Here is a 13,248-nt window from a genome sequence, read left to right on the forward strand (position 1 = left end):
CGATATTGGAGCGCCCGCCTTCCCGGTTGACGTTCTATGACGATGAGATTCATCTTACGAAATGGAGGAAGCTCAATTGCAATTTGAATTGAATGAAGAACAGCGAATGGTTCAAAGGACCGTTCGTGAGTTTGTCCAGAAGGAACTGTACCCGCTGGAACAAGACTATCTCCGCAATGACCGGGAGGGCAGGCCCGGTATTACAGAAGAGCAGATTCGAAAGCTCCAACTGAAGGCGAAAGAGGCCGGGTTTTGGGGGATTAATACGCCTGAGAAGTACGGCGGCGCAGATCTTGACCCGATCATGACGACAATCATCAATATTGAGCTCGCGAAAACTTTCATACCGTTTACGTTCGGCGGAGACGCGGACAACATCCTGTACAATTGCAATGAAGAACAGAAGAAGAATTATTTGATCCCCGCCATTAACGGAGAGAAACGCGCTTGCTTTGCGTTGACAGAGCCGGGGGCCGGATCCGACGCTCGCAATATTAAAACCACCGCCGTGAAAGAAGGCAATGAATGGGTGTTGAACGGCGAGAAAGTATTTATCTCCCGGGGGCTTTATGCGGATTTTGCCATGGTGTTCGCCGTGACGGAGAAGGAGAAAGGCGGCAAGGGAGGCGTCACCTGCTTCCTCGTCGACCGCGATATGGGGTGGAGGTCCGAACAGATTCAAACGATGGATGACTGGGCGGTTGCCTCCCTCATTTTTGAGCATGTACGCGTGCCTGAAGAGAATATTCTGGGAGAGCTCGGCCATGGCTTCGAGCTTGCATTGAGCTGGATTACGATGGGACGGATAAAAATCGGAGCATGGTCGGTCGGCGCAGCGGAGCGTTTGCTCAGTATGGGTATCGAATATGCGAATGCCCGCGTCGCGTTCGGTAACGCCATCTCCGAGTATCAGGCGATCCAATGGATGATTGCCGACTCCGCTGTCGAAATTGAGGCTTCAAAGCTGCTCGTGCTGCAGGCGGCTTACATGGCCTCAAAAAAGCGTGATGCCAGGAGACAGTATGCTTCGATCGCTAAATTGTTCGGTTCCAATATGGTCCATACGGTTGTGGACCGTGTGCTGCAAATTCATGGCGGAATGGGCGTCACCAAAGAATTGCCGATTGAACGATGGTACCGAACCGTGCGGAAATACCGCGTGTTCGAAGGAACGGATGAAATCCTTCGCCGGACGATTGCCCAGAACCTGATTAAAGAGCATGTAAAAGTCGGCGAATCGCTTTAACTTATTGTAAGCTCTGAACAAACTATCTGACGGAGGACAATCGAAATACGAGATTTGGTGGACTTTCGGGTGGCCCTATGAAACGAGTGCGGCCATGGCCCGGCTAGTCTTCTCCGGCATCATGGATCGGCTGCCGCAGCTCAAGCTGCTGGCCCATCATATGGGGGCAATGGTTCCCTATTTCGAGGGGCGCGTAGGACCCGGGTGGGACCAGCTTGGCAAACGGACTTCCGATGAGGATTTAACGCTCGTTCTCAAAGGTTTGAAGCGGCGTCCTTTTGATTACTTTAAAGATTTTTATGCGGACACCGCCGTCTTCGGTTCGCGGGCGGCAACCCTATGCGGTCTCGAATTCTATGGCGCCGATAAAGTTTTGTTTGCCTCGGATTCGCCGTTCGATCCCGAAAAAGGGGTCGGTTATATTCGGGATACGATCACGGTTCTAAACTCAATAGATCTCTCCATGGAGGACCGGGAGAAAATATGCTACAGAAATGCTGGAAAATTGTTCGGTCTATCCGGCAAGTAAGGTCAATGGTTGCAGAGAAAAATAGCAGGCAGATTAAAGTGCACCCCTTAGAATAATCATTGGACAACCTCTTGGTGAATCCGATGCATGCTAAGGGGTGCAATTTTTCATGGCGAATTTCTATCATCATTTGACTTCTGGAAGGGGAGGCTATTGATATCGTGAAACGATAAGCTTTATAATTCAACTATTAGCCTAAACAATGCGAGAAGGAGGTCGGCCGGGTTGCCTCAACTAGATATGCCAGCGTTCATGCTGATTCTGCTGGCTTTGCTTGGTGTCATCAGCCGCAACAGTTCCATTACGATTGCTGCCGTTGTGCTTTTGCTTATTCGTGTCGTCAATTTGCACCAAGCCTTTCCGTGGATTGAGAAGAATGGACTTTCGCTTGGCATCATAATCCTGACGATTGGCATTCTTTCGCCTCTGGCCAGCGGCTCGATTAGCTTCAAGGAGCTCTACCAGTCCTTCCTGCATTGGAAATCGATCGCCGCCATCGCAGTTGGCGTGTTGGTAGCGTATTTAGGCGGACGCGGCGCTCATTTGATGTCCGGCAACCCTACGATCGTGACAAGTCTCGTCATTGGGACGATAATAGGTGTGGCCTTTCTAAAAGGCGTACCTGTTGGGCCGTTGATCGCTGCCGGAATATTATCGCTGCTGATCGGGAAATGACAAAAGAAATACCTTTAATTCCAAGGGGGCGGCCGTGAGGCTGCCCTCTTCGCTAAGAGAAATTCATCCGATAGTGTGTCTGTTAGAAAGCGAGGGGAAGGAGACCAGGGATCAAAAAGTATCCCGCAAATTATTGGACAAATCAAGGAAGAAATTCATGCTAAAAAATAAGGCTTTGAGAAGGCTACCGACTTAAATCGAGATCGGTAGCCTTTAGTATAATACGGTGAGCCTTTAGTTGATCTGAAAGGATTTGTTTTCAGCGCCAATTTGAACCTTTCTGACTTTTCATACGCCTATTAATTGAACGCGCGTATCCAAGAATGAAGGGTTTTTGGTGATGAAAACGATTAATTATGTTATTTTTGGTATGGTTCTGATTGGAATGATGGCTGCTACCATGGGTTTGGATATGGAGAAGAGTTCGGCAAAAGCGATATATTACGAAGATAAGGCGATCGTATTGGTGTACCATGACGTTTGCAAAAATTTGAAATCTGGGGAGTCCAACTCGTCCACTGTGACTTCCGCTCAGTTCCAGGATCACTTGCAGATGCTGAACAATCGCGGATTTCATATCATTTCCATGGACGACTTTATTACATTTATGCTTCATGGGAAAAGCATCCCGCCGAATTCCGTAGTCCTTACGTTCGATGACGGCTATACATCTTTTTATACCGAGGCATTCCCCATATTGAGACGATTCGGAGCGCCTGCGTTCAATTTTATCGTGGGCATGACATCGGATTTGTTTAACCCCGATGCGGAGATGCATCTGAATTGGGAACAAATGCGTGAAATGAAAGCTTACGGCATGGGGTTCTACAATCATACTTACAATTTACACCGGACCGTTTCCGCGGATAGAACAGGCACCCAGAAGCCTGCACTGACAACAAGCATGTATTTGGAACAGAGACAAAGGCCCGAAACCGAAGAGGAGCATCGGAAAAGGATATTCAGCGATTTGTCATTCCTCGAAAAAAGATTTGAACAGGAAATCGGCAAACAGCATAAATTGTTGGCTTTTCCTTATGGCGCCTACAATGATGTCGTCTTGGAGGAAGGTGCCAAGGCGGGGATGGAACTTTTTTTTACGGTGGAGGAAGGTATCAATGAGCCCGGAAGTCGGATCGTCAAAAGGATCAATGCCGGAGAGCCGTATGTCTCCGCCGACCATCTTTGGAATCAGATGAAAAAATTTTTCTAGAAATGAGTTGAATTTTTGAACCGAATGTCCATTTGTTACGCCAATGAGTATAGGGAAAGGAGTGACAGTATGGATTTGGAATCCGAGCGAAAGTTATTGGATGAAATACGACAAGGAAATAAAGAAGCGTTCCGTACTTTGGTGAATCCGTTGATTCCCGGGTCCTTCCGGTCCGCTTTAGCTATTCTAAAATCAAGGCATTTGGCGGAGGAAGCGGTGCAAAATTCGCTGGTCGACATGTATTCTTCAATCATGCAGGGGAAAGACATTCAGCATGTAGGGCGCTGGTTCAGCCGCGTCATTGTAAACCGGTCTATAGACATCGCAAGGAAAGAACACAACCACAAGAACAATCAGGACATCGCCGAGCTTGATATTCAAGACATGTCGGTATCACCATTGGAGGATATTGTGAAGAAAGAGCAGTCCCAACGGCTTGTTAAGTCCGTTATGTCATTGGATCTGCAGCACCGGGTTGTGGTAGGGCTCTATTATTTTCAGGAGTTCAAAATTGAGGAGATCGCTGCCTTGCTGCAGATTAAAGAAGGAACGGTCAAATCAAGACTTTATCATGCCAGATTGAAGCTGAGCCAAATGCTTCATGTATCCCATCGGCAAGAAAAGGAGGTCCAGATATGAAAAGCGACCATGATCTGAAACGGAGCTTAGAACAAGCCTTCGATCGAGTTCCGGATTCGCTGTATCAATTTGTCGACGAATTGCCGGATCGCTTTGAGAAAGGCGAGTTTGAGCATACAATAGACCTCGCCGCAACTAAACGCCGTTTTCTGCGATGGATGCCTTTTATGTCCAAAAGCGCTGCGGCTGCTGTAATTCTAGTCCTTATTTTTTCAGCAGGCGTGACCCTGTCACCAGCGTTTGCTTCATTCGTAAAAAAGGTGCCGGGTTTCGAAGTCGCCGTTGATTGGTTGACGCAAATCAGGGAGCGTGACGGCGTTCAAACGGCCGTCAATCATGGGTATATTCCGATCGAGCCGGTGACTGCCCAGTTAGGCGGAACAACGATCACGATCAGTGATATGTATTTGACGGACGAGGAGCTGTTATTTAAAGCGTTCATTCGCACCGATGAATTTGATGTGTCGGATAATCATACCCCGGTTCATCTCTTCATAAGTCCCGGGAATTTGCGCGGAGGCGGTTCGACCACGGCTTCTTCTATCGCAAGAACGACGGATGGCAGCAATACGCCGATCCGGCAAGACACTTATAAATATCAACTGGAGAATGGAGCCGCTGAACAGTTTCTGGCAAAGGGCGACCCGCTTACATTAAAAGTTAATAAAAGTACGCTCGACCGCGTGTTGAAACGATCGGAAATGAAGGAACTGGGCACGATTACAGTTCCTATTGATCCAAGCAAGCTACTGCACAATAAAGTTTATGAACCGAAACAAACGCTATCCTTCAGCGATTTGGATTGGAAGGAACTAACGTTGGAGAAGCTGACGATCCAGCCGACGACGATGAACGTCATTATGAAAGGTCAAATGGGATGGGATTTATATTTCCCTAGGGAAGATGACGCAGCTCCGTACTTAAAGGACGATAAAGGGAATGTGTATCGTTACGACCCGTCAGGTACGGGTATCATTCTGGAAGAAGGCAAGCAGCAGCTGCCTTTCTCATCATCGGTCTTCTTTGATCCGGGTGTCCGTAAGTTGTATCTGCACATTGGGGAGCTTCGTGTTACTGAACGCGAACCAAGCGCCAGTTTCGAATTGTCGATGGATGACACGTTCCCCAAAACGGTTCGTTTTAAAAACCGGGATATCGTCATTGAAGGCGCCGAGTATCATCCGGAAGGATATATGCATTTGAAAATAAGAAAAGAGGCACCCGATCAACGATTTTTGGATGGCGTCTGGTTCGACATTGCTGAAAAAGAAGATATGACGGCCAAGTTTGATAAGGAGGATTTGGCAGCATACGAAGCGTTCACGAGTAAGCTGAACGAGCTCATGGAATCGCTAAATGCCAGCGGATTTGGAAGCGCAGAAGACTACAGGAATATGCCGTATCTCAGCGCCTACATTCTCGCGCCCAAGCTGGAGAAGTATACGATTACGATGTCCCGCGCTAACGATCGCATCGTTGTCAATAAAGATTATCCGATTCAGTTGAATACCAAGTAAGTTAGAAAACAGGGGTGGCCGTCCAGAACTTATTTTCGTGTTCTGGGCGGCCGCTTTTTAATTTATGGGTTATCAATTAGCAACGCCTTGTTTACTAGTTCTTTATATGGGTTAAACACTCCGTTAACAGTTATACAGTAGACTACCAATGATAAAATCATTCAACTAAATCAAACAAATCAGAAATTTGAGTTGGGAAAAGGAAGGTACACATGAAAAAAAAGCTTAGCGTTGGAATCCTTCTCTCCGTCATCGTGGTTTCCCTGCCGTTCGGGAGCGGCAAAATCGTCCGTGCGGAAACGCCGGCTGCAAGTACCGTGTCGTTTTTATATTTTAACGACGGACATGAAATCAATCCCGTGGTGGACAAGCTCGGTACCCGGGGCGGCGTGGCCCGTCTCAAAACGTTGATCGAAAGTGTGAAGGGCGATAAAATCGTCGCGTTCGGAGGAGATCTCGGCGGCGGCACCTTGTTTGGAGGGATATTCAAAGGGTTTCCAATGGTGGAGGCGTTCAACCGCTTCCCGATCGATGTGGCTAACTTCGGCCAGCATGACTTCGATGCGGGTTCGGCGAATACGCTCGAATTGATCAAAGCGTCGAATTTTACATGGATTTCGTCCAACCTGATCGGCAAAGACGGCAAATCGTTCGGTCACGTCCCCTCTTATCAAGTTTACGAGAAGCAAGGGATACGTATTGGTGTCATCGGTCTGACAAGTGCGATGCAAACGACAACGCAGGACGAAGATGTGAAGCAGTCGGATGTTATCGAGTCAGCCAAAACAGTGGTTGATCAATTGAAACGGGAACAGCATCCTGATCTCATTGTGGCGCTGACGCAGGAGCCCGTTCAGGACGATAAGCTGCTGATGCAGGCAATCCCTGATATTCGGGTCGTGTTCACAGAGGAGGAAGCCGAAGAAAAATCGTTCGTTTATGACGTCGATGGTGCGGCAAAGCGGTATATTTTCTCCCCGCAGGGCAACATGGGATCCATCATCCGACTAAATATCGGAAAAGGCACAGACGGACAGCTGACACTTGCGCACGAGATCATGAAGGTGGACGAAACCGTTAAGGAAGACGAAGCGCTTGCTGGCCTCGCGAAGGAATACCAGACCAAGCTTGACGACGAACTAGGCAAAACGATTGCGCATTCGGACAGCGATCTGCCATATGGGGACAACCACGAGTCCAGATTCAAGGAAACCGCGATCGGCAACTTCATCTCCGACGCTTATCGGGATTATTATCAGACCGATGTCGCGTTTGCAAACGGCGGCGGCATTCGTGCCAGCGCGGGCCAAGGTAATTTCACATTAAAGGATGCCAAATCGATTCTTCCGTTCAACAACAAAATCGTGGTGGCGGAAGTGACCGGGGATATGCTGCTTTCCGCTCTTGAAAACAGCGTCGCCGCAGTGGATAAGCTGGCTGGCGGTTTTCTACAGGTATCGGGCATGTCGTACACGTACAATCCGGGGAAAACGGTAGGCCAAAGAATCGAGCAGGCAACGGTCAATGGCAAGCCTATTAACAAAGGGCAGAAGTACAGGGCGGCCTTGTCCAACTACATGTATACGGGCGGAGACAAATACACCATGTTCGGCAACGCGAAAACGGTCGTCGGCGCGAGCGAGGCGTTAACCGATTTTGAATTGCTAATCGCGTATGCTAAAAAACTAGAAACGATAAGCTCTAAGGTAGAAGGCCGTATCCAAGTGAACGGATTTGCGGATGTTACATCCGACCACTGGGCCCAAAAAGATGTTTACAGCTTAAGCAGTAAGGGCATAATGAATGGGATCGACGATGCCCGTTTTGCCCCTAATCAAAGCATCACTCGCAGCGAGTTTACCGGTTATTTGGCAAAGGGGCTCGGACTTGAACAACAAACCATTACTGATGAAAGCGGGTTAACCGGCATGGAACCGAAGGATGCGCTGACCCGTGAAGAGATGGCCGTCGTTATGAAATATATCTACGAAACGAAAACCGGAAAACAACTGGAAGCGGTAGCCTCTACGCCCTTTGAAGATGACAACCTGATCGCAGACGAGGCGAGAGCTGCGGTGTCGGGTTTAACCGCGCGTGGGTTGTTAAACGGAAGAATGCCGACTATGTTTGCGCCCAAAGCATATGCGACACGCGCGGAGATCGCGCATATCATCATGAATTTGATCAGTTTATAATTCAAGAGAACTTGTTTGAACTACCGGGAAACGATCACACAATAAATGCCGGCCGCTGACATCTCGGTGGCCGGCATATTTAATACGCTAATGTTGGTGTCGCGAAGCCGGCATTCTCGATGATTCGAACCCCAAACTTGAAAACTTCCCGTCCGTGCATCGTAATCGGTCCTTCAACAGGTGATTGAAGCAGTTCCACACCAGTATATTCCGGACCCAATAAAGAATAGCACGGAAAAGTGTTGGGCCGGGATTGCAGTACGACGGCGCCTGCCCCATCCCCAAATAGAACGGCGGTGTTCCGGTCATTCCAATCCACTAGTTTCGATAACTTGTCAGCTCCGATTACCAGGACGTTTTTGTAGGCTCCGGATTTCATCATTTGACTGCTGACGGAGAGAGCATAAACACATCCCGAGCAGGCTGCTGACAGGTCGAAGGCGGGCGCGCGGCTTTCAAGTTTTTCCCTGACCAGCATAGCAGTGGACGGAAAAGTATAATCTGGAGTTGAAGTCGCCACAATAATAAGATCAATTTCTTGATGCGATAATTGGGCTCGATTTAAAGCTTCCGTTGCGGCAATTGCTGTAAGATCGGATGTTTCCGTGGACGTGTGTGCGATATATCGTTGACGAATGCCTGTTCGTTGGCTTATCCATTCATCAGTTGCCAAAAAACTAAACCCAAAAAACCCAAAAACTATACAGTAGGAAATATAACACAAGCTGATTAAAAAGAAAATATGTAATAATGCAAGGCATTTATTGCAACACTTTTTATTTTCAATTGTTCTTGACTATACACGAATTCGATGCTACGATCTAATCACAAAAAACCCAAAAACAAGATCATTAGCTCTATGGGGATTGGGGAGGTGCAGGAGTTATAGTATCGCTTACGAAACGTCGCCTTCAATTTTTGCATAAATTAATGGATTTGTATCAGAAAACAAATTTGCCCATTCATTATGAGGCGTTAGCCACATCGCTGGGGGTCAGCAAATGGACGGCCTATGATATGCTAAAGGAAATTGAAAAGCTGGGTTTTATTTCTCGCAGCTACGAGGTCAATACGAAAGAAACCGGACGCTCCCAGGTTGTGTTTGTCCCAACGACCAAAGCTTCGGATTTGTTCAAGCAAGCCCGGAATGAAACGTTTAATGTCGCGGATTGGAAAAAAACAGTTGATCATATTGCAACCTTACTAAGGGATTTGAAGAATAGAAGTCTCAACGAGTCTATCAGGAAGATGCTGGATGAAATTCCGAAAGTAAGTACCAGAATTAACTTCTGTGCGTATATCATCGGCTTGCTGCTGATGTATCTGAAGAAGCTTGGCGGCAAAACCGAGTCCTTGATTCATCATATTGTTCATAAAGCGCCAAGTAAAGAAACGGGGATGACCATGTTTGTCGGTACCGTTCTGGGTACGGCTATTCAAACGATGAATGATGAACTTGGCTTAGAGATTACGGAGCTTGTTTCGCAGTTTCTTAAATCGATTGAGGAACTTTCCGGGGAGGAAAAAGAAATGCTGTCTGTTTTTCTGAGTGAGGCTTTTACTTAGAGGCCGCACTTCTTCACTTAGTTTTTTGGTCTTTTGGGTAATTATCGTGGATCATGACAAAAGGAGGAATCGCATTATGCTCCATTACCGTGAGTTTTTCACCAGTCCTGTTATACGACTAATTGCCGTTATGAGTCTGCTTGGCATCTTATTAACTTGCCTTCAATTCGATGGTTATGTGACAATCCTCGCGCTCGTCTTGGGTGCACTGGTCTATGCCTTTGCCGAGTACGTCGTGCACCGATATTTGTTGCATGAGTTTCCCAAACTCGTACCTGCGCTATACCGGGGGCATGTCGAGCATCATAAGCACCCGCAAGAACTGAAATACTTATTCAGTCCGGTCTACTATGACGTATTGATCTATAGCGCCTACATTCCTATGGTATGGTTAGTGTTTCGTCAGTTTTCAGTTGTCGTGGCCGTGGTTACCGGTTCATTGCTTTTTCAACTTTATTATCAATGGATGCACTACGCGGCGCATCGTCCAATTGCTCCCCGGACGGCTTGGGGGAGATGGATGAAAAAGAAACATTTGCTGCATCATTATAAAGATGAGCATGCCTGGTACGGTGTATCGCACCCTGTCCTTGACTACGCTCTAGGAACCAATAAGGACAAAGATCAGACGACAAGGAATGCGGGAAGCGACAAGGGAGGATCATCATCGCTGGATAGCGCGGTGTGAACCAGATACAAAGGAGTTTCAACATGGCAAAAGTAGGGTTGGTTTTAGGCGGCGGTGCGGTCAGAGGGCTCGCTCATCTAGGTGTGCTGAAGGCGTTTGAGAAACACGGGATTGCTGTAGATTGCATCGCGGGCACGAGTATGGGCGGCGCGGTCGGAGGGTTATTTGCGGCGGGCATCCCGGCTGATGCGCTGGAGCATTTTATACAGACGACGCCCAAATACCGCTTGATCGACGTCGGCATTCGCCAGCGGGGATTGATTTCTGGAAACGGTTTGCTTAAGGCGGTAAATGAATGGCTGAAACAGCATGGGAAAAATACGCTGCTAATTGAGCATTTGCCCATTCGCTTTAAAACCGTCTCCGTCGATTTGATGCAAGGCAAGCAAGTGGTGTTCGATCAAGGCGATCTGCTGACAGCTCTTCGGGCCACAACAGCCTTTCCGGGAATCTTTTCTCCTCTTATGCATGATGGAATGATGCTGGTTGATGGAGGTGTGTTGAACAATTTGCCGGTGGAAGAGCTGGGCCAGGAAAAGGGTCAATTGGTCATTGCCGTCGATGTTACGCGGGAACACGAGAAAAATCCGCCGCGCAATATGGTCGAAGTTGTGTACCGCTCTTACAGCTTAATGACCGCCGAAAGAAAGCACAGCAGTCTTCGGCTTGCCGATATGGTCATTCGGCCGGAAGTCGGACATATTGCGGCCTTTGATTTTACGAGATGGCAGGAATGTATTGAAGCAGGTGAGAAAGCAACCGAACGCATCATGGAAGAGTTGAAGCGGCAAATCGCACATCATGCACAATGAGCAGGAACAAAACAAAATAAAAGGAGTTGTGAGTAAAATGAAAGAAACGATCGGAAAAGCGATCTCGTTGGGCCTGGGCTTGGCGGTTGCAGGCAAGGAGCAAGTAGAGAAGACGATTGAAGAGCTGGTGAAAAAGGGCGAGGTGAGCAAGGCGGAATCCAGAGCTTTAGTGGATGAGCTCGTTCTGAAGGGAGAAGAGCTGCGCCAGCATGTGGAAGCGATGGCGCGGGAACGCGTCCATGCCATTCTCGGTGAAAACAGACTGGCTACCCGGGAGGACATCGCACGGATCGAACAGCGTCTGGAAGCCTTGGAACGGAAGAACCATACCGGGAACTGACAGGAGGTCGCCAATGAGTGCAGGAAAACGGATTCGACAATTGCAGCGATATCGGACGATCGCCACGGCCTTTGCGCGTAACGGTCTTGGGTATGTGTCTCATGAAATGGGACTGACCGAGAAGATCCTGTTCTTTCGGAGCGAGGAACGGAAGGAACTGCAGGCCAAAAGCGTCGGGGAGCGTATTCGTCTGCTGCTGGAGGAATTGGGTCCGACCTTTGTGAAGCTGGGCCAAATCGCAAGTACGCGTCCCGATTTGGTTCCGGCCGATATCCTGGCGGAGTTGGAGCGTCTCCAGGATAAGGTGCCTCCGTTTCCCTACGCGGAAGTCTCCAGAATTCTTGAAGAGGAACTCGGGGCGCCTATCGAAAGCCTGTTTCTGCAATTCTCCGATAAACCTCTGGCCGCAGCCTCGATCGGACAGGTTTATCGAGCCTGCTTACAAGATGGAACTGCAGTTGTGGTCAAAGTACAGCGGCCGGACATTCAGTCCCTGATTGAAACCGATCTGGACATTCTGGCGGACTGGGCAAGATTGGCTGAAGGCCGTCTGGAGTGGGCGCGAAACTACCGCTTGCGCGAGATCGTCGACGAGCTCGGCAAGGCGCTGCGTGCTGAGATCGATTACACAGCAGAGGCGCGGAATGCCGAAAAGTTCGCGGCCCAGAGCAAAACCCTGGAGCATGTCCATGTGCCGGCTGTGTACTGGGATTACAGCACGAAGCGTGTATTAACCATGGCCTACATAGAGGGAATCAAGCTGTCCGACCGGGAACAGCTTGATCGGGTGGGTTTGGATCGCAGATTGCTTGCGGAACGTTTTGCATCAACCATTTTTCATCAAGTACTGGTTGAAGGTTTTTTCCATGGCGATCCCCATCCCGGTAATGTGCTGGCGCTCCCGGACGGCAGCCTCGCCTTGCTTGACTTCGGCATGGTGGGACGGTTGTCTCCTGGCATGAAGAAGCAGTTCGCATCGTTTGTCATCGCGTTGCGGAATCAAAGCTCCAAGGGCGTCATTCGTGCCATTTCCAATATGGGCATGATTCCTGACGATGTAGATCGGGACGCCTTGAATGCCGATGTCGACAAAATGCGGGAAAAATACTACCAAGTGCCGTTAAACCAGATCAGTCTGGGCGTAGCCGTCAATGATTTGTTTTCCGTAGCGTTTCGCCATCAGATTCGTATTCCAACGGAGCTGACCTTGCTTGGAAAATCACTACTGACCATGGAGGGGGTAGTGTCGGCACTGGATCCGACGTTCAGCGTCTTTGACGTAGCCGAGCCGTTCGGGAAAAAGCTGTTTTTGGAACGGCTGGATCCCCGACAAATGCTGAAGAACTGGATCGAGGATGTGCCTGAGTATTTCGATTTGATAAGTGAGGTTCCTTTAAGCTTAAAACAGTTGTCAATGGTGCTGCGACAAGGAAAGCTGCGTATCGAGGTGGCATCTCCCCAAGTGGATGCTTTGATGAAAAAAATGGATCGGATCAGCAATCGGTTGTCTTTTAGCATTGTGCTGCTCTCTCTCAGTATTGTGATGGTCGGTCTAATTATCGGTGCTGCCCTGAGCCATTCGCAAACCATGCTTTGGCGGATTCCGATCATCGAGATCGGTTTTGTGATCGCCCTGTTTATGTTTATGTGGTTGATCTTTGCTATCTTGCGTTCCGGTCGTTTCTAACCAGGACGATCCGGTGTCGGTTCATCATGCACCATTTCAACGTGAATTCGCAGGCGCGAGCTGACGCCTGCGGAACGGGTTTATCTTCCGCAGGGAAGTTCCGTGGCGTTGACAGTACAACGACAAATAGCTTAAAAATAG

The 13,248-nt window shown here is 48.6% G+C and carries 13 protein-coding genes; 12 read left to right on the top strand and 1 reads right to left on the bottom strand.

Annotated elements, in window-relative coordinates; all coding sequences use genetic code 11:
* Positions 1-76 precede the first annotated feature (76 nt).
* The 7 genes from JMF85_RS16725 to JMF85_RS16755 all read left to right on the top strand — a co-directional run bounded on the left by JMF85_RS16725 (position 77) and on the right by JMF85_RS16755 (position 8,014).
* Entirely contained in the window at positions 77-1,246 is a 1,170-nt protein-coding gene (locus tag JMF85_RS16725; protein WP_155614102.1) for an acyl-CoA dehydrogenase family protein, read from the top strand.
* 52 nt (positions 1,247-1,298) lie between these two features.
* Entirely contained in the window at positions 1,299-1,775 is a 477-nt protein-coding gene (locus JMF85_RS16730) for an amidohydrolase family protein (protein WP_269103470.1), read from the top strand.
* A gap of 240 nt (positions 1,776-2,015) precedes the next feature.
* Positions 2,016-2,450, top strand: coding sequence for a DUF441 domain-containing protein (locus JMF85_RS16735; protein ID WP_174817608.1), 435 nt, complete (start codon positions 2,016-2,018; stop codon positions 2,448-2,450).
* A 340-nt stretch (positions 2,451-2,790) separates the two neighbouring features.
* Positions 2,791-3,663, top strand: a complete 873-nt coding sequence (locus tag JMF85_RS16740) for a polysaccharide deacetylase family protein (RefSeq protein WP_201318566.1) — start codon at positions 2,791-2,793, stop codon at positions 3,661-3,663.
* Between the two features lie 69 nt (positions 3,664-3,732).
* Complete coding sequence (locus JMF85_RS16745; RefSeq protein ID WP_201318558.1) at positions 3,733-4,302, top strand: RNA polymerase sigma factor; 570 nt, start codon at positions 3,733-3,735, stop codon at positions 4,300-4,302.
* Positions 4,299-5,819, top strand: coding sequence for a DUF4179 domain-containing protein (locus tag JMF85_RS16750; RefSeq protein WP_201318559.1), 1,521 nt, complete (start codon positions 4,299-4,301; stop codon positions 5,817-5,819). The genes JMF85_RS16745 and JMF85_RS16750 overlap by 4 nt, the downstream gene beginning before the upstream one ends.
* Positions 5,820-6,031: 212 nt before the next feature.
* On the top strand, positions 6,032-8,014 hold the full coding sequence (locus JMF85_RS16755; protein WP_201318560.1) for a 5'-nucleotidase C-terminal domain-containing protein: 1,983 nt from the start codon (positions 6,032-6,034) through the stop codon (positions 8,012-8,014).
* Between the two features lie 79 nt (positions 8,015-8,093).
* Here the strand turns inward: JMF85_RS16755 and JMF85_RS16760 are convergent, their stop codons facing one another.
* Positions 8,094-8,687 carry a thiolase family protein gene (locus JMF85_RS16760; RefSeq protein ID WP_236595880.1) on the bottom strand — a complete coding sequence of 198 codons (594 nt, stop codon included), beginning with the start codon at positions 8,685-8,687 and terminating at the stop codon, positions 8,094-8,096.
* A 257-nt stretch (positions 8,688-8,944) separates the two neighbouring features.
* Between JMF85_RS16760 and JMF85_RS16765 the strand changes: the two genes are divergently transcribed.
* The 5 genes from JMF85_RS16765 to JMF85_RS16785 all read left to right on the top strand — a co-directional run bounded on the left by JMF85_RS16765 (position 8,945) and on the right by JMF85_RS16785 (position 13,107).
* Positions 8,945-9,580 (top strand): Lrp/AsnC family transcriptional regulator, encoded by a 636-nt coding sequence (locus JMF85_RS16765; RefSeq protein ID WP_127609789.1) that lies wholly within the window; start codon positions 8,945-8,947, stop codon positions 9,578-9,580.
* Between the two features lie 76 nt (positions 9,581-9,656).
* Positions 9,657-10,268 (top strand): sterol desaturase family protein, encoded by a 612-nt coding sequence (locus tag JMF85_RS16770; protein WP_054799282.1) that lies wholly within the window; start codon positions 9,657-9,659, stop codon positions 10,266-10,268.
* A 23-nt stretch (positions 10,269-10,291) separates the two neighbouring features.
* Positions 10,292-11,080, top strand: coding sequence for a patatin-like phospholipase family protein (locus JMF85_RS16775; protein WP_127609787.1), 789 nt, complete (start codon positions 10,292-10,294; stop codon positions 11,078-11,080).
* 37 nt (positions 11,081-11,117) lie between these two features.
* Complete coding sequence (locus JMF85_RS16780) at positions 11,118-11,420, top strand: phasin family protein (RefSeq protein WP_054796258.1); 303 nt, start codon at positions 11,118-11,120, stop codon at positions 11,418-11,420.
* Between the two features lie 13 nt (positions 11,421-11,433).
* On the top strand, positions 11,434-13,107 hold the full coding sequence (locus JMF85_RS16785) for an ABC1 kinase family protein (protein WP_127609785.1): 1,674 nt from the start codon (positions 11,434-11,436) through the stop codon (positions 13,105-13,107).
* Positions 13,108-13,248: the final 141 nt, after the last annotated feature.

This window comes from Paenibacillus sp. EPM92 (assembly GCF_016586185.1).
GTDB classification, from domain to species: domain Bacteria; phylum Bacillota; class Bacilli; order Paenibacillales; family NBRC-103111; genus Paenibacillus_G; species Paenibacillus_G validus.

Excerpts from the sequence above, each read along its gene's own strand:
- JMF85_RS16735 (WP_174817608.1), top strand. The coding sequence starts at position 2,016 with ATGCCAGCGTTCATGCTGATTCTGCTGGCTTTGCTTGGTGTCATCAGC.
- JMF85_RS16750 (WP_201318559.1), top strand. The coding sequence starts at position 4,299 with ATGAAAAGCGACCATGATCTGAAACGGAGCTTAGAACAAGCCTTCGAT.
- JMF85_RS16780 (WP_054796258.1), top strand. The coding sequence starts at position 11,118 with ATGAAAGAAACGATCGGAAAAGCGATCTCGTTGGGCCTGGGCTTGGCG.
- JMF85_RS16745 (WP_201318558.1), top strand. The coding sequence starts at position 3,733 with ATGGATTTGGAATCCGAGCGAAAGTTATTGGATGAAATACGACAAGGA.
- JMF85_RS16775 (WP_127609787.1), top strand. The coding sequence starts at position 10,292 with ATGGCAAAAGTAGGGTTGGTTTTAGGCGGCGGTGCGGTCAGAGGGCTC.
- JMF85_RS16755 (WP_201318560.1), top strand. The coding sequence starts at position 6,032 with ATGAAAAAAAAGCTTAGCGTTGGAATCCTTCTCTCCGTCATCGTGGTT.
- JMF85_RS16765 (WP_127609789.1), top strand. The coding sequence starts at position 8,945 with ATGGATTTGTATCAGAAAACAAATTTGCCCATTCATTATGAGGCGTTA.
- JMF85_RS16740 (WP_201318566.1), top strand. The coding sequence starts at position 2,791 with ATGAAAACGATTAATTATGTTATTTTTGGTATGGTTCTGATTGGAATG.
- JMF85_RS16770 (WP_054799282.1), top strand. The coding sequence starts at position 9,657 with ATGCTCCATTACCGTGAGTTTTTCACCAGTCCTGTTATACGACTAATT.
- JMF85_RS16785 (WP_127609785.1), top strand. The coding sequence starts at position 11,434 with ATGAGTGCAGGAAAACGGATTCGACAATTGCAGCGATATCGGACGATC.